Origin of the sequence: Kineococcus rugosus (assembly GCF_050871975.1) — a bacterium.
In the GTDB taxonomy this organism is placed as follows: Bacteria; Actinomycetota; Actinomycetes; order Actinomycetales; family Kineococcaceae; genus Kineococcus.
On sequence record NZ_JBJLSJ010000049.1, the window covers coordinates 1 to 22,309 of the forward strand.

The 22,309-nt window shown below is 78.0% G+C and carries 21 protein-coding genes and 1 tRNA gene; 12 read left to right on the top strand and 10 right to left on the bottom strand.

Features of this window, described 5'->3' with window-relative positions:
- Positions 1-1,811 (bottom strand): diguanylate cyclase domain-containing protein (locus ACRYM6_RS21015; protein ID WP_432544837.1); only part of this gene is annotated, 1,811 nt, incomplete at its 3' end.
- A gap of 149 nt (positions 1,812-1,960) precedes the next feature.
- On the opposite strand from ACRYM6_RS21015, the gene ACRYM6_RS21020 reads away from it, so the two are divergent.
- Both ACRYM6_RS21020 and ACRYM6_RS21025 read left to right on the top strand, forming a co-directional pair.
- The gene (locus tag ACRYM6_RS21020; protein WP_432544838.1) at positions 1,961-2,293 is read left to right on the top strand and encodes a hypothetical protein; all 333 of its coding nucleotides are present in this window, start codon (positions 1,961-1,963) and stop codon (positions 2,291-2,293) included.
- A gap of 123 nt (positions 2,294-2,416) precedes the next feature.
- Complete coding sequence (locus tag ACRYM6_RS21025) at positions 2,417-4,105, top strand: GAF domain-containing sensor histidine kinase (protein WP_432544839.1); 1,689 nt, start codon at positions 2,417-2,419, stop codon at positions 4,103-4,105.
- Here the strand turns inward: ACRYM6_RS21025 and ACRYM6_RS21030 are convergent.
- A complete protein-coding gene (locus tag ACRYM6_RS21030) occupies positions 4,080-4,757 on the bottom strand; it encodes a universal stress protein (RefSeq protein WP_432544840.1) in 678 nt (225 codons plus the stop codon). The two genes, ACRYM6_RS21025 and ACRYM6_RS21030, sit on opposite strands and share 26 nt — an antisense overlap.
- A gap of 121 nt (positions 4,758-4,878) precedes the next feature.
- On the opposite strand from ACRYM6_RS21030, the gene ACRYM6_RS21035 reads away from it, so the two are divergent.
- On the top strand, positions 4,879-5,982 hold the full coding sequence (locus ACRYM6_RS21035; protein ID WP_432544841.1) for an App1 family protein: 1,104 nt from the start codon (positions 4,879-4,881) through the stop codon (positions 5,980-5,982).
- A gap of 30 nt (positions 5,983-6,012) precedes the next feature.
- Here the strand turns inward: ACRYM6_RS21035 and ACRYM6_RS21040 are convergent, their stop codons facing one another.
- Positions 6,013-6,921, bottom strand: coding sequence for a dihydrodipicolinate synthase family protein (locus ACRYM6_RS21040; protein WP_432544842.1), 909 nt, complete (start codon positions 6,919-6,921; stop codon positions 6,013-6,015).
- Positions 6,922-7,014: 93 nt separating this feature from the next.
- A complete protein-coding gene (locus ACRYM6_RS21045; protein ID WP_432544843.1) occupies positions 7,015-7,887 on the bottom strand; it encodes a helix-turn-helix domain-containing protein in 873 nt (290 codons plus the stop codon).
- A 235-nt stretch (positions 7,888-8,122) separates the two neighbouring features.
- Between ACRYM6_RS21045 and ACRYM6_RS21050 the strand changes: the two genes are divergently transcribed.
- The 4 genes from ACRYM6_RS21050 (at position 8,123) to ACRYM6_RS21065 (ending at position 12,469) form a co-directional block, all read left to right on the top strand.
- Complete coding sequence (locus ACRYM6_RS21050) at positions 8,123-9,937, top strand: PP2C family protein-serine/threonine phosphatase (protein ID WP_432544844.1); 1,815 nt, start codon at positions 8,123-8,125, stop codon at positions 9,935-9,937.
- A 112-nt stretch (positions 9,938-10,049) separates the two neighbouring features.
- Positions 10,050-11,144, top strand: coding sequence for an ATP-binding protein (locus tag ACRYM6_RS21055; protein ID WP_432544845.1), 1,095 nt, complete (start codon positions 10,050-10,052; stop codon positions 11,142-11,144).
- A 93-nt stretch (positions 11,145-11,237) separates the two neighbouring features.
- Positions 11,238-11,894, top strand: a complete 657-nt coding sequence (locus ACRYM6_RS21060; RefSeq protein ID WP_432544846.1) for a TetR family transcriptional regulator — start codon at positions 11,238-11,240, stop codon at positions 11,892-11,894.
- The gene (locus ACRYM6_RS21065) at positions 11,891-12,469 is read left to right on the top strand and encodes a dihydrofolate reductase family protein (RefSeq protein WP_432544847.1); all 579 of its coding nucleotides are present in this window, start codon (positions 11,891-11,893) and stop codon (positions 12,467-12,469) included. Before ACRYM6_RS21060 ends, ACRYM6_RS21065 begins: the two co-directional genes overlap by 4 nt.
- Before the next feature lie 13 nt (positions 12,470-12,482).
- Here the strand turns inward: ACRYM6_RS21065 and ACRYM6_RS21070 are convergent, their stop codons facing one another.
- A complete protein-coding gene (locus tag ACRYM6_RS21070; protein ID WP_432544848.1) occupies positions 12,483-13,370 on the bottom strand; it encodes an endo alpha-1,4 polygalactosaminidase in 888 nt (295 codons plus the stop codon).
- A gap of 183 nt (positions 13,371-13,553) precedes the next feature.
- Between ACRYM6_RS21070 and ACRYM6_RS21075 the strand changes: the two genes are divergently transcribed.
- Positions 13,554-14,720 (top strand): hypothetical protein, encoded by a 1,167-nt coding sequence (locus ACRYM6_RS21075; RefSeq protein WP_432544849.1) that lies wholly within the window; start codon positions 13,554-13,556, stop codon positions 14,718-14,720.
- On the opposite strand, the gene ACRYM6_RS21080 is transcribed toward ACRYM6_RS21075, so the two are convergent.
- Positions 14,711-15,496 (bottom strand): AraC family transcriptional regulator, encoded by a 786-nt coding sequence (locus tag ACRYM6_RS21080; protein WP_432544850.1) that lies wholly within the window; start codon positions 15,494-15,496, stop codon positions 14,711-14,713. The genes ACRYM6_RS21075 and ACRYM6_RS21080 overlap by 10 nt on opposite strands.
- Before the next feature lie 81 nt (positions 15,497-15,577).
- Here ACRYM6_RS21080 and ACRYM6_RS21085 point away from each other — a divergent pair, with 81 nt between their 5' ends.
- Entirely contained in the window at positions 15,578-16,057 is a 480-nt protein-coding gene (locus ACRYM6_RS21085) for a VOC family protein (RefSeq protein ID WP_432544851.1), read from the top strand.
- 55 nt (positions 16,058-16,112) lie between these two features.
- A complete protein-coding gene (locus ACRYM6_RS21090) occupies positions 16,113-17,177 on the top strand; it encodes a carboxylate-amine ligase (RefSeq protein ID WP_432544852.1) in 1,065 nt (354 codons plus the stop codon).
- A gap of 9 nt (positions 17,178-17,186) precedes the next feature.
- Here the strand turns inward: ACRYM6_RS21090 and ACRYM6_RS21095 are convergent, their stop codons facing one another.
- Both ACRYM6_RS21095 and ACRYM6_RS21100 read right to left on the bottom strand, forming a co-directional pair.
- Positions 17,187-17,912: a M50 family metallopeptidase gene (locus tag ACRYM6_RS21095; protein ID WP_432544853.1), complete on the bottom strand. Its 726-nt coding sequence runs from the start codon at positions 17,910-17,912 to the stop codon at positions 17,187-17,189.
- A gap of 130 nt (positions 17,913-18,042) precedes the next feature.
- A tRNA-Arg gene (locus ACRYM6_RS21100) sits at positions 18,043-18,115 on the bottom strand.
- Between the two features lie 263 nt (positions 18,116-18,378).
- Here ACRYM6_RS21100 and ACRYM6_RS21105 point away from each other — a divergent pair.
- Positions 18,379-18,792, top strand: coding sequence for a hypothetical protein (locus ACRYM6_RS21105; RefSeq protein ID WP_432544854.1), 414 nt, complete (start codon positions 18,379-18,381; stop codon positions 18,790-18,792).
- An 11-nt stretch (positions 18,793-18,803) separates the two neighbouring features.
- On the opposite strand, the gene ACRYM6_RS21110 is transcribed toward ACRYM6_RS21105, so the two are convergent.
- Both ACRYM6_RS21110 and ACRYM6_RS21115 read right to left on the bottom strand, forming a co-directional pair.
- Complete coding sequence (locus tag ACRYM6_RS21110) at positions 18,804-19,694, bottom strand: NAD(P)H-hydrate dehydratase (RefSeq protein ID WP_432544855.1); 891 nt, start codon at positions 19,692-19,694, stop codon at positions 18,804-18,806.
- Positions 19,691-20,464 carry a histidine phosphatase family protein gene (locus tag ACRYM6_RS21115; RefSeq protein WP_432544856.1) on the bottom strand — a complete coding sequence of 258 codons (774 nt, stop codon included), beginning with the start codon at positions 20,462-20,464 and terminating at the stop codon, positions 19,691-19,693. The genes ACRYM6_RS21110 and ACRYM6_RS21115 overlap by 4 nt, the downstream gene beginning before the upstream one ends.
- A gap of 195 nt (positions 20,465-20,659) precedes the next feature.
- Between ACRYM6_RS21115 and ACRYM6_RS21120 the strand changes: the two genes are divergently transcribed.
- Positions 20,660-22,285, top strand: coding sequence for a PP2C family protein-serine/threonine phosphatase (locus ACRYM6_RS21120; RefSeq protein ID WP_432544857.1), 1,626 nt, complete (start codon positions 20,660-20,662; stop codon positions 22,283-22,285).
- Positions 22,286-22,309 lie beyond the last annotated feature (24 nt).

Sequence of the window (22,309 nt, forward strand, 5' to 3'; positions counted from 1 at the left end):
CGCGCGGGCGGGCCGGGCGAGTGGCGGCGGCGCCCCGCCCCCCCCCCCCCCCCCCCCCCCCCCCCCCCCCCCCCCCCCCCCCCCCCCCCCCCCCCCCCCCCCCCCCCCCCCCCCCCCCCCCGCCGCAGCAGCCGCGGGTCGGACAGGTACGTGCTGGAGGTGTTGATGGACAGCCGCAGGTCGTGACCGGCCGCGCGCCAGGCGGACAGGTCGGCGACGGCGCGCCGGGCGACGTGGCCGGTCAGCGCGGGCAGCAGCCGGCGGTCCTCCACCACGTCGAGGAACGCCCCGGGGGCCAGCACGCCCCGGCGCGGGTGGAGCCAGCGGACCAGCGCCTCCACGCCCACGACGTCCCCGGCGGCGCCGACCTGCGGCTGGTAGTGGACCTCGAACTGGTCCGCGGCCCCCGCCGGGGCGTCCGGCCCCAGCGCGGCCAGCAGCTCCTCGGACAGGGTCAGCCGTTCGCGCCAGGCGCGGTCGGCGGCGTCGTCGTGCACGGCCACGCCGTCCCCGGACCCCTTGGCCGCGTACATCGCCGCGTCGGCGCGGCGCAGCAGCTCGGTGCCGCTCAGGGCCCCCTCGCCCGCCGCGGTCCCCGCCGAGGTCGCGACCCCGGCGCTCGCGCTGACCCCGGCGGCGGCCACGGCGGCCAGCAGGTCCCGGGCCACCCCCACGGCGGCCCGCGGGCCGGCCCCGGGCAGGATCGCGGCGAACTCGTCGCCGCCCAGGCGGGCCAGCGAGGCCCCCGCCGGCAGGGCCCGCTCCAGGTGGACGGCGGTGGTGGCGAGCAGCTCGTCGCCGACGGCGTGCCCGTGCTGGTCGTTGACCTCCTTGAACCGGTCCAGGTCGAGCAGCAGGACGCCGAACGGGGACCCGGCGGCCGTCTCCAGGCCCAGCCGGCGCAGGAACTCCCGGCGGTTCGCCAGCCCCGTGAGGTCGTCGGTACCGGCCTGCCGGCGGGCCCGGTCGTGGTCGGCGAGGTCGCGGACCAGGCGGACCAGGCGCACCGCCGACCCCGCGACGGCGGCCGTGCCGAAGATCAGCGCCCAGTGCGCCGGGTCGGGCCGCAGCCCGGCCCCCACGACGGCGGCCAGCCCCAGCAGCAGTGCCACGGAACTGGCGGCGGGCACGGCGGACGCCGAGGGGTGCTGGCGCGGGACCGGCACCGGGCGCCGCAGCGACAGCCAGCCGTACGCGGCGGCCAGCAGCACCCACCCGCCCCAGGCGGCGAGGACGAGGCCCGGGCGCGGCCCGGCCACGACGTACCCGACCTGGGTCACGAGCACCGCGACGACGGCGGCGGCGACGACCCGCGCGCGGGCGGCGACGGCCCGCGGCAGCGCCAGCGCCGCGACGACCAGCGCCGTCAGCAGCACCACCAGCGAGCTGACGTGCAGCCAGCGGACCTGCTGGGCCAGGCCGGACGGGTCGAGGCCGACGTCGACGACGACGTTGACGACCCCCGCGACCCCCAGGACGCAGCTGACGCCGACGAGCCAGTCGACGCGGCCGGCGGGCCGGCTCTTCTCGTGCGCCCGCAGCCAGCCCACGACGCCGGTGTAGAGGAAGAAGCTCGCCGCGGCGCTGCTGAGCCGCAGCGGCAGCGCCAGCGCCAGGCCCGCCGCGCCCACCGGGACCCCGCCGAGCACGACCGCGGCCTCCAGGGCGCTGCCCGCCGTGAGCAGACCGAACGCGGTGGCGTAGGCGCGCCAGGTGGCCCGGGCCGCCGTCTCGCGGCGCACCCGGCGCAGCAGCAGCGCGAACGCCCCCGCCACGGCGAGGGTGCGCAGCACGATCAGGGTGGCCACCACCCCCCGATCATCGACCACCGCCCCGCGGGCCCCGATCGTCCGAACGGGTTCGGCGCGCGCGCGGGCGCGCCGTCCAGCAGAGTGCCGGGGGAGTGCGCACCGAACGCGCACGGGACCGGCAGGAGGGTGTCGAGCAGGTGGAGGAGCACGTGGAAGAACAGGGCGCGGGGGAGCAGGTGGGGGAGCAGGAGGAGACCGGGACCTGGGGTGGTTCCGGGTACGTGCGGCGCGAGCCGGACCCCGCCGTGGTCGCGTGGTGGCAGGGGCTGCCCGACGACGTCCGGGCCGAGCTGGCGGCGCTGCGCCCGGGGCAGGTGCTCCGGCGGCAGGCGGCGCACGCGCTGCAGGGGATCGGGCTGCCCGCCCCGGAGGTGGTCGTCGTCGAGGACGGCCGCCGGGTGCGGCGGTCCGTGGCGTCCCGGGACGTCATCTCGACCGTCCTGCTGGCGCGGCTGAACCACTCCGAGCGCCGGCTCGTCTGAGCCGGCCGGCCGGCGGCACGGACCTCCTGGAGACCCAGGGAACCGTGCGGTCCGGCGAGGGGGCCGGTGACCGCGACCACCCGCGCCCCGCGCCGCCGGCGCGCCCGGTGGTTCGATGACCCGGTGGAACCGGAGATCGTGCGCTTCCCCGCGGTGGCCCGGCTGGAGCTCGACCAGCTGCTGGAGCAGCTCATCGAGCGGGCCCAGGACGTCCTGGGCACCCAGGGCAGGCTGCGCGGCCTGCTGGCCGCGACCCGCGCCATCAGCTCCGACCTCGACCTGCCGGTCCTGCTGCGCCGCATCACCCAGGCCGCGTGCGACCTGCTCGGCGCCCGGTACGGCGCGCTGGGCGTCATCGGCACCGACGGGCGGCTGAGCGAGTTCACCACCGTCGGCGTCGACGACGACGTCGCCGCCGGCATCGGCCCGCTGCCGCGCGGGGCGGGCCTGCTCGGCCAGCTCATCCGGCACCCCGAACCGCTGCGGCTGGCCGACCTGGGCGCGCACCCGGCCGCGGTCGGCCTGCCCCCCGGGCACCCGCCCATGCACACGTTCCTCGGCGCCCCGGTCCGGGTGCGGGACCGCGTGTTCGGCAACCTGTACCTGACGGAGAAGACCGTGGCCGGGCAGCCCGCGGAGTTCTCCGCCGAGGACGAGGAGCTGCTCGTCGCCCTCGCCTCGGCCGCCGGGGTCGCCATCGACAACGCCCGACTGTTCGACGTCGCCGAGCGCCGGCAGCGGTGGCTGCGCGCCTCCGCCGACATCGTGCAGGACCTGCTCGCCGAGGACACCCCCGCGCTGTCCCTGGTGGCCCGCCGCGCCCTGCTCGCCGCCGGGGCCGACCTCGCCGCCGTCCTCGTCGTCGACCCCCGCAGCCCCGACGGGCAGGACCGGGTCCAGGTCGTCGCCGCCGACGGCGAGGGCGCCGACGCGCTGCTGGGCACCACCTGGCCCCGGTCGCGGTTCACCGACGGGCCCGCCCCCGCCCCCGGGTTCGGGCCCGACGGCCCCGCGATGCTCGTGCACATCCCCGGCGACGGGTCGCAGCTCCCGGGCCTGGTGTGGCTGGCGCGCTCCCGCCCCGGCCACCGCTACGACGACGAGGACCGCGCGATGGCGGCCGACTTCGCCGGGCACGTCAGCCTGGCGATGGAACTGGGCCGCGCCCAGCAGAACCGGCGGACCATCGCGCTGCTGGACGAGCGCGACCGCATCGCCCGCGACCTGCACGACCACGTCATCCAGCAGCTGTTCGCCACCGGCCTGCGCATGTCGGCGCTCGCGGCGCGCTGCGGGGACGACGAGACCGCGCAGGCCCTGCGGGGGCTCATCACCTCCGGCGACGAGACGATCCGCACCATCCGCGCGACGATCTTCCAGCTGCGCCGCTCCGCGCCGGAGGAGGACATCGCCGTGGAGCTGCGCGACCTCACCGAGGAGTTCGGCGACCTGCTGGGCTTCACCCCGTCGCTGCTGGTCAGCGGCCCGCAGACGTCCGCGGTGCCGGGGGAGCTGGCCGACCACGTGCGCGCCGCGCTGCGCGAGTCGCTGGCGAACTGCGCCCGGCACGCCCGGGCCACGTCCGTCGTGGTGCGGCTGGAGGTCTCCGGCGGGCAGCTCACCCTGACCGTCACCGATGACGGGGTGGGGCTGGGGGGTTCCTCGCGGCGCAGCGGGCTGGCGAACCTGGCCGACCGGGCCCGCGAGCTGGGGGGCAGCTTCCACCTCGACTCCCCGGCCCACCCCGGGCAGGGCCGCGGGACGCGGGTGCGGTGGCAGGTCCCGCTCAGGCCGGCGCCGACCGGGGCATGAGCAGCACCGGGCCGTCGAGCTGGGCCAGCAGGTCCGCGGTCGGCCGCCCGGAGTTCGCCATGACCACCAGGCACGCGTGGGCCGCGGCCTCCCGCACGACCGGGCGGGGGTCGCAGGGGGCGCGCAGGGTGTGCAGGACGTGCAGCCGGGACCGGCGCCGGACCGCGCACCCGCGCCCGGCGGCCAGCACGGGGCCGTCGGAGTCGTCCCCGGCGAGGGAGACCAGGACGTCGTGCACGTCGGCGTCGCCGCGCCGCGTCCCGCGCTCGGCGCCGGCCTCGGCCGGGACCAGCGCCAGCGGCACCGGGCACGTCGCGAGCAGCGCGGCGGCGACCGGTCCCAGCCCCCTCCCGCGGCCCACCACCAGCAGCCGCGCCCCGGCGGCCTCGGCCGTCAGGACGGGCACGACCGGCCCCAGGCCCAGCCGGGTGCGGGCGTCGGCGGGCCCGCGCCCGCGCAGCACCCGGTCGGCCTCGCCGAGCGCCCGCTCGGCCTCCGGGAGGGAGTCGAGGTCGTGGGCCACGCCCACGACGAGCAGCGGTGCCCGCTCCCCGGCGGCGTGCTGGGCCGCGAACCGCAGCGCGGCGCCCGCGGCGGGGGAGCCGTCGACGCCGACGACCACGGGCCGGTCGTCGGGACGTTCACTGGTCACGTCCCCATCCCAGCGCCCGCGGGGGGTGCGCGACAGGGCCGTTGGTCACGGTCGGTGCCCGTCCCGGTCCGGCGGGGGACCCGGCCGGGCCGGCGGGCGGCCCGGCCCGCAGACTCGTGCGGTGCGCACCGACGAACCGGCCCCCGCGCCCGACACCCACCCCGACGTCTCCGGCGCACCGGTCGGCGAGGCCCCGGTCTCCCGCCTGGGCACCGCCCTCTTCCGCGCCGCCCGCGCCCAGCGCGACGTCGTCGCCGCGGTCCTGCGGCGACGGGGCTGGAGCTTCGCCGTCCTGCCGTTCCCCGGCTACGGCGTCGACGGCAGCGCCCGGGTCCTGGCCCGCGTCGTCCTCGCCGCGCCCGGGCGCGAGCCCAGCGCGGTGCGCGGCGTCGCCGCCTGGCGCCGCCTGCTGACCCTGCAGCGTTCCCGGGTGACCGTCGAGGTGACCGAGCAGGGGCCCGACGGGCGCACCGGGCAGGTGCACCGGGTCCGCAGCGGCCCCGGCGGCATCGTCGACGTGGCCCTGCCGTGGTCGGCCGAGCCCGGGACGCACACCGCGTCCTGGCGGGTGGGGGACCGCCCCCCGGTGCAGGCCCCGGTGCACGTCGCCGACCCGGGGGCGCGCGCGGGCATCGTGTGCGACATCGACGACACCGCCCTGGTGACCGGCCTGGACCGCCCGCTGAGCGCGGCGTGGCGGACCCTGACCCGCGCCTTCCGGCAGCGGGTCGCCGTCGAGGGCGTGCCCGACCTGCTCGCCGCCGTCCACGACGAGCTCGGCGGGGAGCACACCCCGGTGGTGTACCTCAGCACGGGGCCGTGGAACTTCGCCGATCCGCTGACCCGGTTCCTGCACCGCAACGGGTTCCCCGCCGGGGCCCTGCTGATGACCGACTGGGGCCCGTCCAGCGGGGGCGTGTTCCGCGACGGCCGCGCCCACAAGCGGCGCAGCCTGCAGCGGCTGCGGGCCGACTTCCCCGACGTGCGGTGGTTCCTGGTCGGCGACGACGGGGAGAACGACCCCGCCATCTACGAGGAGTTCGCCCGGGAGAACGAGGGGCACGTCCTGGCCGTCGCGCTGCGGCAGGTCGGCGCCGACGTCGGGCCGGACACGACCGGCGACGACGCGACGGTCCGGGTCCGCGACGGCGCGGCGCCGGTGGTCCGGGGGACCGACGGGCACGTCCTGCTGCGGCGGTACCGCGCGGCGACCGGCGGCCGCTGACCGCCGCGGCCGGTGCTCCGGGGACCGGGCTCAGCCGCGGTCGAACCCGTCCCCGGGCCCACCGGCGGCCAGCAGCCCGGCCACCGCGCGCCGCCCGGCCGCGGGCAGGTCGCGCAGCGGCCGCGGCAGACCGGCCCGGGCCACCAGCCCGGACTGCTCGGCCAGCGCGGCGACCACCCGCAGGCTGCCGTGGGCGGCGAACAGCGCCCACCACGGCTCCAGCCGGGCGCTGATCGCCGCCACCTGCTCCTCGTCGCCGTCCCGCACGGCCGCGGTCAGCGCGACGCACGTCCGGGGCAGCACCCCGGCGATCACGGAGTACCAGGTGTCGCACCCGGCGCGCAGCCCCCGCACGGCGTGGGCGTCACCGGCGACCCCCAGGGTCACGTGCCGGGGCACCGCCGCCCGCAGCCCGGCCACCCACGCCCGCGCCGCGCCGGGGTCGGCGGGTACGCCGGGCAGCTTCAGCGACGTCACGCCGGGCAGCGCCGCGACCTGCGCGCGCAGCTCGTCGGTGAAGGTGAAGCCGGTGGTGGCCGGGTTGTCGTACACGCACACCGGCACCGACACCTCCGCGGTGACGTCCTCGTAGAGGCCGAGGACCTCCTCGGCGGTCAGCGGCTGGTACGACACCGGCGCCAGCAGCAGGGCCGCCGCCCCGGCCCGCTGGGCGTCCTCGGCGACCCGGAGCACCTCCGGGGTGCTGACCGCCCCGACGCCGACGAGGACGGGGACGTCCCCGGCGGCGGCGACCGCCAGCCGCGCCAGCCGGGCGCGCTGCGTGCGGTCGAAGTAGGCGTAGCTGCCCGTCGACCCCAGCGCCCCGACGGAGTCGGCCCCGGCGGCGGCGATGCGCTCGACGAGCGCGGTGAACCCGCGCTCGTCGACGGCGTCCCCGTCCAGCGGGGTCAGGGCGAAGGCGGACAGCGGACCGGGCACGGGACCTCCTGGTGATCTCCGGGCGAGGGTAGGGGAGGCCCGGCCGGTGGTCGACGGGGTCCGGGGCCGCGTGCCCGCCGCTGCGGGGTGCGGTCAGTCGCGGGCGGCGAGCTCCTCGGCCAGTTCCAGGCACCGCAGGCGGGCCGGGGAGAAGTCGTGGGGCACCTTCGCCACGGCGTCGGCGGCGCTGGTGGGTCGCCGCCCCCGGTCGGGGGTGGCGGGGGCAGCGGGGGTGTCGTCCCAGGCGTCGAGGAGCGCCTCGTCCTCCCGCGCGAGCCCGGACCCCTCGATGACGGCGTGCAGCGCCGACTCGAAGGCGTGCCGCCGCGCCGCCACCTGCGCCACGCGGGGGTCGTCGACGGCGACCGCGTCGTCGAGCGCCTCCTCGGCGGCGTCGACGCGGTCGCCCTCCTCCCGCAGGCCGGGGTGGGTGGCCAGGGCGGTGAAGCGGGTGGCCTGCACGGCCGCCCCGAGCGGGCCGAAGATCCGTTCGGTGACCAGCAGGGTGTCCAGGTCCGACGGGCGCAGGGACCCCTCGGGCAGGCCCTCCAGGCGTCCGGCGACGACGTCGGAGAGCAGTCCCACCCTGCTGCCCCGGGTGCGCATGCGGTGCACGGCGGCCCGTTGCCGCTGCAGCTCGGCCTCCTGGGCGGCGAGGGTCGCCTCCAGCCGCTCCAGGACGCCCTCGACGTCGTGGTCGCCGCCGGGAGCCTCACCGGTGGGGGCCGCGCCGGCGAAGGCGACGCGGATGTCGTCCAGGGCGATCCCGGCGTCGGCCATCCTGCGGATCCACAGCAGCCGGACCACCTCCCCGTAGCCGTAGCGGCGACGGCCGTCGCCGCCCCGCACGGGCTCGGGGAGCAGGCCGATCTGGTGGTAGTGGCGGATCGCGCGCGGCGTGGTGCCGACGAACGACGCCGCGTCACCGATGGTGACCTGGCGCGGCGGGACGAAGGACGGGCACACGGGTGGGGCCTCCCTGCGTGGAGCGGGTCGTCGGTCCACTGGACCACGTGACGCTGCGGGAGGTGCAACCGCGGCCCCGCGACCCGGGCGGGGGGACCCCGGCGTCGGCCGGCTCCCGGGCACGACCACCCGGACGGCCCCTCAAGGACGGGCCCCGGCGTGCCGATGGTGTCGGCGGGCGCGGTCCGTCACGGGCCGGCGCACGGGGGTCGAGGAGAGGTGGGCGCGGCACACCATGGCGCTGCTGTCGCGACGGGCACGACCGGCGAGCGACCACCGGGGCGGCCGCCGGCGGTCGCTGCCCCGGTGGCTGCCGCAGGGGACGCCGCTGCCCGACGACATCTGGCGCGGGCGCCACCGCACCTTCCTGGTCGCGGCGTGGTCGGGGTGCGCCGCGGCGACGGCCTGGGCGGTGGCGACCGAGGGGCTGGGCCACGCGCTGCTCGGCGCCTCGCCCATCGCCCTGGCCGCGGCCGTCGCGACCGCGCTGAGCGTGGCCGGCGGGGCCGGGGAGCGCCTGACGAGCCGGCGCTGGGGGCGGGAGGCCGCCTCGTGCGCCGTCATGCTCGCCCTGGTGGCGGTGGCGGCGCTGGCGGTGCACCTGTCCGGCGGCCTGATCGAGACGCACTTCCTCTTCTTCATCGCCGTCGGCGCGGCCGCCTCGTACCAGACGTGGGCGCCGTTCCTGACCGCCGTCGGGTTCGTCGTGGTCCACCACGGCCTGCTGGCCTCCACCTCCGAGCACGAGATCTTCAACCACCCCGCCGCGCAGCAGCACCCGTGGCTGTGGGCGCTGATCCACGGCGCCCTGCTGGCCCTGGCCGCCGGGGTCGGGGTCGCGTCCTGGCGCGCCGAGGAGGTGGTGCGGGGCCGGCTGGCCGCCCTGGGGGCGCGCAGCCGCCTGATGGTCGGCAGCATCGACGACGGCGTGCTGGCCCTGGACGCCGGGGGGCGCGTGGTGGAGGCCAACCCGGCGGCGGTGCGCCTGCTGGACCCGGGGGCCGCCCCGGGCGCGCAGCCCTGCCCGGCCGGGCTGACCGGCCGGCGCCTGGCGGACCTGCTGGGGGCGGCCGCCGACGGCCGGCACCCCTCGCCCACCTCGCCCACCTCGCCCACCGACGACCCGTTCGCGCTGAGCGGGTTGCACCGCGTCCGCGGCCGGGACGGTTCGTGCACGCCGGTGTCGCTCACCGTGGCACCGGTGCACGCCGACGAGGGGGTGCGGGTGGTGGCCACCGTGCGGGACCTGTCGAGCGTGGTGCGCGCCGACAGCGCCGAGCGCGCCCTGCTGGAGCTGACCGAGCGCGAGCACGCCCAGCGCCGGGACGTCGCCGCGCTGCTGAGCGCGGTGCGCCCGCCGGACCTGCGGGTGCCGGGCGTGCAGGTGGCCGTGGCCTACGAGCCGGCGGCGCACGCCCCGGCCGGTGGGGACCTCTACGACTGGCTGGTGCTGCCCTCGGGGGAGGTGCTGTTCATCGTGGTCGACGCGATGGGACGGGGCACCGCCGCGGTCCGGCAGGCGCTGGCGGTGACCACCACGGTGCGCACCCTGGCCGTGGCCGGCTGCCCCCTGGAGGAGCTGGTCGCCCGCGCCGGCGCGGTGCTGGAGGTGACCCACCCGGAGGCGATGGCCACGGTGCTGGTCGCGGTGCTCGACCCGGGCACCGGGCGGGTGCGCCTGGCCGGCGGCGGGCACCCGCCCGCCGTCGTCGTCACCGTCGGCGGGGCGGGGCGGCCGCCGGGGGGTGCGGCGCGAGAGGTGCCGGCGGACGGGCTGGGCATCGGCTACCCGCAGCCGGGCAGCTTCTCGCTCACCGAGACCCACCTGGGGCCCGGGGACAGCCTGCTGCTCTACACCGACGGCCTGCTGGAGGGCACCCGGGACATCGACGCGGGGTTGCGGGAGCTGACGGCCACCGCGGCGGCCCTGGCGCCGGTGCCGGTGGAGGAGGTCCCCGCGCGCTTGCTGAGCGAGGTGAGCACGTGCGCGCGCGACGAGGACGACTGCCTGGCCGTGGTCATCCGCCGACCGCTCGTCCCGTGCGGGTGACCGCGACGGCCGGGGCCGGGCGCGGAGCGCGCCCCACCCGCCCCACCGGCCCCACCGGCACCACCGGCCCCGCCGGCACCGACCGGGGACGACGACCTGGTTGCATGCAGGGGTGAGCGGGGAGGGGACGGGCGGGGTGGGCGGTCGGCACGAGGTGTCCCTGCCCGCCGAGGCGGGCAGCGCGGCCCGGGCGCGCCGGCACGTCCGCCACGTCCTCGGGCACCTCCTCGGGCACCTCCTCGGGGGAGCCGCGCCGGGTGGGAGCGCCCTCGTCGAGGCCGTCGTGGCCGACGCGGAGGTGTGCGTCAGCGAGCTGGTGACCAACGCCGTGCTGCACGCCGGCACCCCCCTGGCCGTCGGGGTGCGCCTGCGCGGACCGGACGGCGGGGACGGCGGGCGGGGCCCCGCGGGCGGGGACGGGCAGCCGGCGGTGCGCCTGGAGGTGCGCGACGGCTCGGCGGTCCCGCCGCAGTGGGTCCCGCGCAGCCTGACGGCCTCCACCGGCAGGGGCCTGGCCCTGATCACCGCCCTGAGCGCGGCCCGGGGGGTCGAGGTGCGCGCCGGGGGCAAGACGGTCTGGTGCGAGCTGTCCCTGACCCCGCGTCCGGCCGCCGACCTCGAGGGGCCCGACACGCTGGACGCGGTGCAGTCCGTGCTCGCCCAGGAGTGGTCCTCCGTGGTGGCCGAGCTGCAGGGCGAGCCGTCGCCGGCACCGGACCCGCCCGCGCCCGGTCCTGCCGGCTCCGCGGCCGCGGACGCGGAGCCGATCCACCTGGTGGGCTACCCCGTCGAGCTGGGGGTGCGCATGCGCGAGCACCGCGAGGCGGTGCTGCGCGAGCTGCGCCTCCTGACCCTGACCCACGCCATCGCCGACTCCGCCACCGCGGCGCTCGCCGCGGGGATCGCCGAGCTGCTCAGCGCCGAGTACGCCGGGCACCTGTCGTCGGCGTCGCAGCTGGTGCTGCAGGCGCTGGTGGACGGTGAGCCCAGCGTGGACCTGCACTACCCGCGCCTGCGGGACCACCAGGACCTGGTCGAGCAGTGGCGCCGCGGTCTGCACGACCTCGAGCGGCTCAGCACCGGGACGGCGCTGGCGCCCCTGACGACCCCGGCCGACGTGGGCCGGCTGGGGGAGTGGGTGCTGGAGGAGTTCACCCGGCAGCTGGAGGGCCGTCGGCCCCGCCCGTGGAGCGGGACGGCCGGCTGACCGTCCCGGTCCCCGGCGCGGGGGTTGTCCGTCCCGGTTCGTTAACGTATGGTCGTTAAGTAACACTGGACCGGACGAGCAGGAGGCCCCGCGGTGGTACGCCCCCGCACCGTCAGCGACGAGGCGATCCACGCCGCCACCGCCGCCGTCCTGCGCCGCCACGGCCTGCGCGGCACCACCGTCGCGGCCGTCGCGGCCGAGGCCGGCCTGTCCGCCGCCGGGCTGGTGCAGCGCGCCGGCTCCAAGCGGCAGCTGCTGCTGGACTTCGCGCGGCGCAGCGTGGACGACGCCGACGCCGGCTTCACCCGGGCCCGCGAGAGCGCCCGCTCCCCGCTGCGGGCCCTGCACGCCGCGCTGGCGTCGATGACCGAGCCGGTGCGCGGGCGCGCCGAGCTGGCCGACAGCCTCGGCTTCCTGCAGCTGGACCTGACCGACGAGGACTTCCGGGCGGTCGCCGCGGCCCACGCCCACCGCGTGCAGCAGCGGATCGCCGACCTCCTGGCGGAGGCCGAGCGCGCGGGGGAGCTGCGCCCCCGCGCCGGCACCGCCGCCCTGGCCCGCACCGTCCACCTCACCCTCAACGGCGTCCTCACGGTGTGGCCGCTGACCGGCACCGGCCCGCTGGAGGACGAGCTGCGCTCCGCCGTGGACGCCGTCCTCGCCCCGCACCTCACCCCCGGAACCCCCGGAACCCCCGGAACCCCCGGAACCCCCGACAACCCCGACGACCTGGGAGGGACCCACCCGTGACCGCCCCGTCCACCGCCCCGTCCACCGCCCCGTCCGCCACCCCGTCCACCGCCCCGTTCACCGGGGTGGTCTTCATCGCCACCAGCCTCGACGGCTTCATCGCGCGCCCCGACGGGGACATCGACTGGCTCACCGCGCGCGGAGCCGGCGCGGGCGAGACCGGCTACGACGAGTTCATGGCCGGGATCGACGCCCTGGTGATGGGCCGCGGCACCTACGAGAAGGCCCTCACCTTCGACGCCTGGCCCTACCCCGGGCGCACCGTCCTGCTCCTCAGCCGCCGCGCCGTCCCCGGCGCCGACCCCCGCGTCCACGTCGTGCCCGACCTGGACAGCGCGGTGGCGGCCCTGGAGGCCGCCGGCGCCCGGCGCGTCTACGTCGACGGGGGGCAGGTCGTGCAGTCGTTCCTGGCCGCCGGCCTCGTCCGGGAGATCACCCTCACCACCGTGCCGGTCCTGCTGGGGCGGGGCCTGCCCCTGTTCGGGCCGCTGCCCGCCGACGTGGACCTGGAGCACCGGCGGACCCGGGTCCTGGGGGCCGGTTTCGTGCAGACCACCTACGCCGTCGCCGGCTGAGCGGCCGGCCCGCTCAGCAGCGGTCGAACTCGTACCCCGGCACGCCGCGGGGCAGGACCTCCCGGTCGCGGTACACCACCGAGACCGTCGCGCCGCGCGCCGCGCAGGCCGCCGCGAAGTTCTCGGCGCCGTCGTCGGAGTACTCGACCTCCAGGAGCCGGTCGCCGTGGACGGCGGTGTAGGCGTCGCACTCGGCGTAGACCTGGCAGCTCTCGGCGACGGCGAAGTCGAAACCCACCGCGCGGGCCTGCTCGGCCGTCGTGCCCGGCGTGTTCTTCTGCGCGAACGCCAGCCCGCGGGCGTGCGCGCGCTCGGCCAGCAGGGCGGCGAACGCGTAGGCGTCCTCCATCCGCAGCGCGCCCCCCGACCGGGTGGCCGAGTCGAGGTTGTCGGGCTCGACGGCCTGGTACCCGGCGTCGGCGCAGCCGTCGACCCACGCCCCGACGACCTCGGCGAGCGCGGCCCGCCGCTGCGGGGTGGAGGTGTCCAGCAGGTACTCCCCGGGCCACCCCTCGTCCTCGACGAGACGGCCCTCGCCGTCGCGCAGCAGCAGGTCGGGGTGCCGGGCGAACCAGGTCCCGTTCTCGTCCGGCTGGGTCTGGAACGCGTTGACGTAGCAGATCGAGTACAGCCCCGGGACCGGGGCGGCGGTGCGGTCGCGGACGACGACGCGCACGTCGGCGGCCGGTTCGTACGGGCCACCGAGCTGGTAGTCGGCCACCGCCGCGGCCGGGGGCGGGACCACGCCCGCGGGGACGGTGACGACGGCCGTGGGCGTGGGCGTGGGCGTGGGCGTGGGCGTGGGTGCGGGGGTGGCCGCTTCCCCGGCCGGTCCCGTCCCGCAGGCGGACGGCACGAGCAGCGCCGTCAGCAGCAGGGCGGGGGCGAGGGGGTTCCGCACGCGCCCATCATCGCCGCGCCCGGCCGGGGCACCACCGGTGACCTGCCGGGCGCCGCGGGGTGCCGGGGGAGCGGACGGGGAGGACCGGCGCCCGGGGGACCGCGGGTCCGGCGGGCCGTCGCCCCGCTCACGCTCGTCGCGCTCGTCCGCGCGCCGCCCGGCTGAACGCCTAAGCTCACGACGGTGCCCAAGAAGAAGAAGTCCCGCGGCCACCCCGCCCGCCAGCCCGCGACGTCCTCGCCGATGTCGCCGCTGCGCGCCGGCGGCCGGGCGCTGGGGGACCTGCAGGTCCCGTTCCGCCGGTTCCTGGAGGCCGAGCTCGCCGAGGAGACCGACGAGGCGCTGCCGGTGGAGGACCTCGAGGCCCGCCTCATGGAATCCCTGGGCTGGCTGCTGCTGAGCTTCGAGAGCGACCTCTCGCCCGCCGCCGCCCGCGCGTTCACCCCCGCCGACCTCGCCGAGCTGTTCACCGAGATCGTGCCCGCCGTCGCCGAGCACAACGACCTCGACCCGCAGGAACTCGTCGACGAGACCCGCCTCGCCTGGACGTCCTACCTCATGTTCCTCGGCGAGACCGAGCAGTGGGCCGGGGAACCGGAGGAACTCGCCGACTGCCTCGACGTCGCCTCCGGCGGCGTCGGCGGCGCCGCCTCCGGGCAGGCCGGCGTCCTCGACGCCCTCGCCGCCGCCGAGGCGCGGGTCCCGCTCGCCGACCGCCTCGCCGACCTGGTCGCCCTGCCCGTCGTCGCGGGGTTCCTCACCGCCCTCGACGAACTCGCCGCCGGGGTGGAGCTCGACGGCCGCGAACTCGCCGACAGCCCCGCCGTGGACGTGCTGCGGGCCCGGCTCGCCGACGTCCCCGAGGTCGACCCCGTCGCCCTGCTCCTCGACCTCGCCGGGGACGGCGTGCTGCAGGTGGAGGACGGGCGCACCGCCGTCCCCGGCGCCGCCGACCCCGAGCGGCGCTACCAGGCCGCGACGTTCGCGCTGGCCTCCGTCGTCACCGGCGTCCTGGCCTCCACCGACTCGCCCGGCGCGATCGTCGGGGCCCTGTCCGTGGTCACCAGCTCGGTCCTGCAACCGGTGACCTCCGGGGAACTGCGGGGTTTCCTGGAGTCGGCCGGCGACGAGGCGGAACTGCCCGCCGCGCTGGCCCGCCTGACCCGGCTCGTCGACCTCGGGGTGCTGTCGGCGGTGGAACCCTGGACGGCCCGGCCCGGTTTCGCCGGGGCCGTCCTCGACGTCGTGGACGGGTTCTTCCGGCCCGGGGACGAGGACGAGGCCGAGGTCGAGGCCGAGGTCGAGGCCGAGGTCGAGGAGGGGGGACCGGGGGAGCCGGTTCAGGCCTGACGGCGGTACTCGCTGGGGGACAGGCCCAGCACGTGCCGGAAGTCGTTCGCCAGGTGCGCGTGGTCGGCGTACCCGAGGTCGGCGGCGATCGCGGCCAGGTCCGCCCCGGGGTCGGTGCGGATCCGCTCGGCGGCCTCCTGCAACCGGCGGCGGCGGACCATCGCCGCCGGGGACAGGCCCACGTACCGGCGCGCCAGCCGCTGCAGCGTCCGCGGGGACCGCGCCAGCCGCGCGGCGGCGTCCTCCAGCCGCACGACCGCGGGGTCGGTGGCGACGAGGTCGGCGAGCGCGTTCGCGGCGCGGCCCTGCTCCCCGACCGGGCCGACGCGCTCGCGCAGGAACTCCCCGAGCACCGCGGTGGCCCGTTCCAGGCGGTCCGCGGCGCCCGAGGCCATCGCCGCGCCCACCCCGGCCACCAGCGCCGGTTCGTCCAGGCGGCGGTAGCGGTCCCGGTCGGCGGCCGGGTCGGCGCTGAACGCGGGCACGGCCGCCGGTCGCAGGTGCGCCCCGACGGCCCACCCGCGCCCCGTCAGGTCCCGGTGCGAGCGCCGCGTCGTCGGCCCGGCGAACCCGGCGGACCCGCCGTCGCGGGACTCCACGACGAGGTTGCTGCCGGGGTGGCCGACGACGTGCTGGCGCGAGACGCGACCGGGTTCCACGTCCCACTCCGGCACCCAGAACCAGCGCACCAGGTCGGCGACGTCCGCGGGCGGTTCGAGCCGGGTGAACCGGGGCAGCCGCGCCGGGTACAGGATGCCGCGGGAACTCTGGACCACGGCGCCGAGCGTAGGGGCCGCCCGCCCGGAGGTGGCGCGGATCTCCAAGCCGGGACACCGGGGCCCCGGCACCCTGGGGCCATGACCACCGGAGAGCACACCACCGACGGCGTCCCGCACGGCCTGACGAGCCTCACCCCGTTCCTGGTCGTCCCGCGGGCGAAGGAGGCCGTCGAGTTCTACCGCGACGTCTTCGGCGCCCGCGTCGTCGACGTCACCGAGGTGGGCGGGGTCGTCGTGCACGCCGACCTCGACCTCGGGAACGGCCACCTGCAGCTGGGTGAACCCCACCCCGACTTCCACCTCGTCCCCGCCCCCGCCGGGGACGACGACTGCTACTCCCTGGGGTTCCACTGCGCCGACGCCGACGCCGTCGTGGCCCGCGCCGAGGCCGCGGGCGCCACCGTCCGGGAGCCGCTGACGGACTTCGCCTCCGGGGACCGGTTCGCCAGCGTCCGCGACCCCTTCGGCGTCCGCTGGTCGATCATGACGCGGGTGCAGGACCTGTCCGAGGCCGAGAGCGCCCGCCGCGTGCGGGAGTGGGCCGCGCAGCAGGGGTGAACCGGGCGCCGGGCGCCGACGTGCGGCGGCGTCGCCGACGCTTCACGATCACGGGGTGAGGCGCGTCGGGATCGAAGAGGAGTTCCTGCTGGTCGACCCCGGCACGGGGCAGGCCCGGCTGGACGGCCCCGCCGTCGCCGCGGCCGGGCACGAGCAGACCGAGCTGCAGCGCCAGCAGGTCGAGACCGGCACCGCCCCGCACGCCGACCTCGCCGACGCCCTGGCCGACCTCACCACCCACCGCGCCCGGACCGCGGCGCTGGCGCGCGAGCGCGGCTGCCGGCTCCTCGCCCTCGCCACCCACCCGCTGCCCACCGACCCCGTCGTGACGCCCGGGGAGCGGTACGAGCTGCTCGTGGAGCGGTACGGGCTGCTGGCGCGCGAGCAGCTGACGTGCGGCACGCACGTCCACGTCGAGGTGCCCGACCGCGACGAGGCCGCCGCCGTGCTCGACCGCATCCGCCCCTGGACCGCGGTGCTGCTCGCGGTGTCGGCGAACTCCCCGTTCTGGCAGGGCGAGGACTCCGGGTACGCCTCCTTCCGCGCCCGCGTGTGGGAGCGCTGGCCCACCGCCGGGCCCACCGGGCTGTTCGGCGACGCCGCCGGGTACGACGCCGCCGCGGCGAGGCTGCTGGCCACCGGGGTCCCCCTGGACACCGGCCAGCTCTACTTCGACGCCCGCATCTCCGCCAACCAGCCGACGGTGGAGGTGCGGGTCGCCGACGTCTGCCTGCACGCCCGCGACGCCGTCCTGCTCGCCGCGCTGACCCGCGCGCTGGTCGAGACCGCCGCCCGGGAGGCCGCCGACGGCCGCGCCCCCGCGGACGCGTCGGTCGCCGAGCTTCGCGCGGCGTCCTGGCGCGCCTCCCACGACGGCCTCGGCGGGCAGCTCGTGTCCCCGGTGACGCTGCGGCCCGCTCCCGCCGCCGAGGTGCTCGGCGAGCTGCTGGAGCACGTCGCGCAGGCGCTGCACGACGACGGGGACACCGACCTCGTCGCCGCCGGGCTCGCCGACCTGGCCCGGCGCGGGACCGGCGCGGACTGGCAGCGCGCCACCGCCGCGCAGGTGGGGCCGGTGGCGATGGTCGCGCGGGCGGTGGAGCTCACGGCCGCGGGCTGACGCCCCGGGTCAGCCGAGCAGCAGGGCCGCTCCCGCGACGGCCGCCGCCACGGTGACGACCGCGAACACCGCCACCCACACCAGCCCGGGCAGCCCGGTCAGCCGCGCCAGCTGGTCGGCGTCGGAGGTCGGCGCACCGCCGCGCCGGCGCTTGCGGTGCAGCTCCGCGACCGGTTTCGGCCCCGACAGCAGCAGGAACCACGCCAGCACCAGCGCGAACCCCTGCTGGACCGCGTCCGGCGTGGCCCACGTGACGGCGAACACCGCCCCGCCCGTGCCCACGACGGTCAGCGCCCCCCACGGGTTGCGGATCTGCAGCAGCACCGCGGCCAGCAGCGCCAGCGTCCCCCACAGCACCGCCGTCACGTACCCGGCGGACAGCACCCACGCCGCGGCCAGCCCCACCAGCGACGGCGCCGGGTACCCCGCGGCCGCCGTGACCACCATCCCCGGCCCCCGCGGCCGGCCCGCCGACACCGTCACCCCGGACGTGTCCGAGTGCAGCCGGATCCCCGCCAGCCGCCGCCCCGTCGCCACCGCCGCCAGCGCGTGACCGCCCTCGTGGGCGATCGTCACCACGTTCCGGCTCACCCGCCACAGCCCCGGGACGAGGACGGCGGCCACCGCCACGAGCAGGGCGGCCGCGGTCAGCCAACCGGGGGCGGTGGGCAGGGGAGTGCTCAGCAGGTCCCACACGTCCTGGGCCCGTCCCACCGCGTTCTGCGTGCTCGTCACGTCGCTCGTCCCCCGCTCTTCGGCGTCCAGCGTCGCGCACGCGGCTGGGTGGGCGCGGGGACGGGTCGCCGGTGGACCGGCGCGCCACGGGGGAGGGGACCGGGTGTCACCCGGCCCGCGGTTCGGTCGGTGCCCCCAGCAGGATTCGAACCTGCGACACACGGTTTAGGAAACCGATGCTCTATCCCCTGAGCTATGGGGGCCCGCGGGCAGCTTACCGGGAGGCCGTCGCCCCCGTGCGCGAGGCACCGCCGCCCGGTTCGACATCGCCGTACTACGACGCCGTGTCGTTGAGATCCTGTGCGCTGCAAGCGAACCGGCGGGGGGTGTGGTCGTGACCGGGTTCGGTGCGCGCCTACACTCAAGGCGCCAGGAACAACGACCGATGGCCTCCTCGGGTGCCGGAACCCCGTCGACGAGGACACCGGCGCCCGGCAGACGTCGTCACTCGGAGGAGCAGGCCCGCATGTCCGTCACCACCACCACCCGCACCGCCGGCGCTCGCATCCCCGCCGCCCGCCGCGCCCCGCGCGAGCAGGCCGCCGTCGCCGCGCTCGACGCCGCGCTGGCCGAGTCCGGCTGCATCCTCGTCTCCACCTCCGTCGCCGACGGCGGCTGCACCATCGCCTTCTACGACGCCCGCTCCCTCGGCCGCGCCGTCGACGTCATCGCCTCCGCCGCGCTGCGCGCCGGGGACGACGCGCTCGCCGCCCGCGCCCGCCAGCAGGGCGGCGGCGCGTGGAAGGTCACCGCGCAGCCGCAGACCTGGTCCGGCGCCGAGGGCGACCCCGACGCCTGCGCCAACCGGTCCGCGACGAGCTGGCGGCTCGACATCCCCGCCGGCGACGTCGTCGCCAGCGCCGCCGCGCTGCTGGCCTGACCCGGAGCCGGTCAGACCTCGATCTCCGCGAGCACGGCCGGGACCTCCGGCGGCAGCTCGCGGGCGAGGAACCCCAGCCGCCCCACCGAGGCGGCGAGGCGGTCACCGGCCCGCCCGTGCAGGTGGACGCCCCACACGGCGGCCTGCGTGGGGTCCGCGCCGCGGGCGCACAGGCCCGTGACGATCCCCGACAGCACGTCGCCGGAGCCGGACACGCCCAGCCCCGCGCCGCCGGAGGCGTCCCGCCACAGCCGCCCGTCCGGCGCCGCGACCCACGACTCACCGCCCCCGGCGGCGACCGTGCAGCGGCTGCGGCGCGCCAGCTCCAGGGCCGCCGCCCCGACGTCCCCCTCGACCTCCTCGGGGTCGGCGTCCAGCACGATCGCCAGCTCGGCCAGGTTCGGCGTCAGCACCGCCTGACCGCGCAGGTGGTGCAGGAACGTGGCGTCGGCCGTGACCGGCGCCAGCCCCAGGGCGTCCAGGACGACCGTGTTCCCCAGACCCGGCACCAGCGACTCCAGCAGCGCCCGCACGTCCGGCTCACCGACCGCCCCGACCCCCAGCAGGGCCGCGTGCGCGCCCCGCACCAGCTCCACCAGCTCCTCGTCGTCGGCGCAGGCGGGGTCGATGCCGCCCTCGCCGGTCTGCGGCAGCCCCAGCACCAGCGCCTCCGGCAGCGCCACCGCGACCGCGGTGGCGGTGTCCCGCGTCGTGGCGACCTGCAGCTTGCCCGCGCCGCTGCGCAGCGCCGACTCCGCCGACAGCAGCACCGCACCCGGCGTCTTCGTGCTGCCACCCACGACCACCGTGCGGCCGCGGGACTCCTTGCCGACCCCCGGCGGCGGCAGCGGCCACTGCCGCAGCACCGCGGAGGTCACCGTGACCGCGTCGTCGGTGCTCACGCCGACACCCCCTCGTCGACCCCGCGGGGCTCGTCGTCCACCGGGTCGTCGGTGACCCGCACGTCCCGCACGGCGGTGGTGTCGCCCGCCCGGTCCAGCCGCAGCCCCGTCCCGTCACCCGCGTACGCGGTGACCGAGCAGTTGGCGAGGGGCTCGCGCGCGTCCAGGTCCAGCAGCGCCCGCTCGTCCAGGTCCTCCAGCACCAGCCGGAAGTTCATGATCACCGCCTGGTGGGACACGAGCAGGACCTGCCGGCCCGCGTGCTCCTCCCGCAGCGTCGCCAGCAGGCTCCGCACTCGCAGGGCCACGTCGCACCAGCTCTCCCCGCCCGGCGGCCGGTAGTAGAACTTGCCGATCCGCTGCCGGCGCTCGGCCTCCTCGGGGAAGCGGGCCCGCACCCCCAGCCCCGTGAGCCCGTCCCACCAGCCCAGGTCGCGCTCGCGCAACCGCTCGTCGGTGCGCACCGGCAGGTCCGCGCCCCGGCTGCCCAGCTCCTGCGCGACGGCCAGGGCCGTGTCGTGGGCGCGCTGGTACGGGGAGCTGACGATCACCTCCGGGACCGGCGGGGCCTGCGGGTCCTCGGCCAGCCACCGCGCCACGGCCCGGGCCTGCGCCCGGCCCAGCGGCGACAGCGGCACGTCGGCGTCGCGCTCGGCGACCTCCACCACCTCGGCGTGCGAGGAGCGGGCCCGGGCGTCGGCGAGGTTGCCCGTCGACTGCCCGTGGCGCACGAGGACGATTCCGGCAGGATGTCGGGTGGCGTCGTTCACGCGTCCAGCCCTACCGCCTCCCGGGCCCCCGCGCCCGCCGGGAACCATCCGCGCCGCACGCACGTGGGACCGGGTGCGACCGGCGAGGGGGCCGGGGTGACAGGGTGTGTGCCGTCCCGCCGGTGACCGGCACCGGCGTGCGGGGCCGAGGGAGGTGGCGAGCTGGGCGGCGGAGCGAGGTCGTGGCACCGGCTCATGACGCGCACCTCGCTGCAGCGACGCGTCTCGGTCATGGGTGTGTCGTTCCTGCTCATCGTGCTGGTGCTCACCGTGGTGCTCCTGGTCAGCATGGCCCGCACCCCGGGCGAGGGGGACGAGCCGCTGGGCGGGACCACGACCGTCTCGGAGCAGGTCGCCGACTTCCAGCAGAGCATCGTCGAGGCCCAGTCGGTGCACCAGCTCTACGTCACCGCCTCCGACCCGACCAAGTTGCGGGACACCGAGGACCGGCGCGTGCGGACCATGCTCGCCTACGAGCGGACGCGCGAGCCGCTGGTCGTCGCAGCCAGCTCCGAGGAGACCGACGAGGAGCTGCGGGCCCAGCTGACCAAGGTGCTCGACGACGCCGCCGCCTGGCGGGCCACCACCGAGCGGCAGGCGTCCTTCAAGCGCCAGGGCGACTCGGTCCAGCTCAGCCGGTCCATCCTCGACGCCCCCGCCGCCACGGCCTTCCTGAAGATCTACCAGGACCTCGACCCGGTCGAGGAGCGCATCGCCGAGCTCCAGGACGCCGAGCGCGAGGCGCTGCGCGACCAGCGCGACCAGAGCCGCTACGTCCAGTTCCTCGTCGCCGCGATCGCCCTCCTGCTGGTCCCCACCGCCCTGTACCTGGTGCGGCGCTGGGTGATCCACCCCCTCGGATCGCTGTCCGAGCAGCTCCTGCGGGTCGGCGGCGGCGACCTGCAGACGCCCGTCGCGCTGCCGGGCCCGCCGGAGCTGGCCGCCGTGGCGGCCTCGGCCGAGACGATGCGCCGGCGCATCCTCGACGAGCTCGCCGACGCGGTCTCGGCGCGCGAGGCGCTGCAGCAGGGGCAGCCGCTGGTCGCCGAGGTCCGCGACCAGCTCACCGCCCACGACCTGCCGGTCGTGCCGGGGTGGTCCTCGGCGGCGGCCCTGCGGCCCGCGGAGGGCCTGCTCGCCGGGGACTGGTACGACGTGCTGCCGCTGACCGACGGGCGGTTCGCGGTCGTCGTCGCCGACGTCTCGGGCCACGGGGCCCGCGCCGGGATCGTCGCGATCCAGCTGAAGCGGCTGCTCGAGGCGGCCCTGCACCTGGCCCCCGAGCCGGACCTGGCGCTGGCGATGGCGGCGCGGGTGTTCTCCGACGAGGCCGAGCGCTTCGCCAGCTGCGTCGTCGTGGTCGTCGACCCCGACTCCGGCACCGTCTCCTACGCCAACGCCGGGCACCCCGCGCCGGTGGTCCTGCGCCAGGACGAGGAGTCGGGCGTGCGGGTGGTCTCCGAGCTGGAGGCGACCGGCCCGCTGCTGTCCTGGCTGCACCTGGACGTGCCCGGCAGCTGGCGCACCCGCACCACGTCGCTGGCCCCGGGGTCCGTGCTGGTCGTCTACACCGACGGCCTCACCGAGGCCCGCCCCACCGGCAGCACCGACGAGCTCGGCATCGAGGGCGTCCTGGCGGCCCTGGGGGCGCTGCCCGAGCTGACCCCGCAGGCCCTGGTCGACGAGGCGCTCGACGTCGCCCGCCGGTTCAGCGGCGGCCGCGCCCGCGACGACGTCACCCTGGTGGCCCTGGCGCGCGGCACCGCGGGCGTGCCGCTCGCCCCGGCGGTGCGGGACGGCGCGCAGGAGCCGTCCGCCTGACCGGATCGGCGTCCGGCGACGCCT

Excerpts from the sequence above, each read along its gene's own strand:
- ACRYM6_RS21050 (WP_432544844.1), top strand. The coding sequence starts at position 8,123 with ATGGCGCTGCTGTCGCGACGGGCACGACCGGCGAGCGACCACCGGGGC.
- ACRYM6_RS21085 (WP_432544851.1), top strand. The coding sequence starts at position 15,578 with ATGACCACCGGAGAGCACACCACCGACGGCGTCCCGCACGGCCTGACG.
- ACRYM6_RS21105 (WP_432544854.1), top strand. The coding sequence starts at position 18,379 with ATGTCCGTCACCACCACCACCCGCACCGCCGGCGCTCGCATCCCCGCC.
- ACRYM6_RS21120 (WP_432544857.1), top strand. The coding sequence starts at position 20,660 with ATGACGCGCACCTCGCTGCAGCGACGCGTCTCGGTCATGGGTGTGTCG.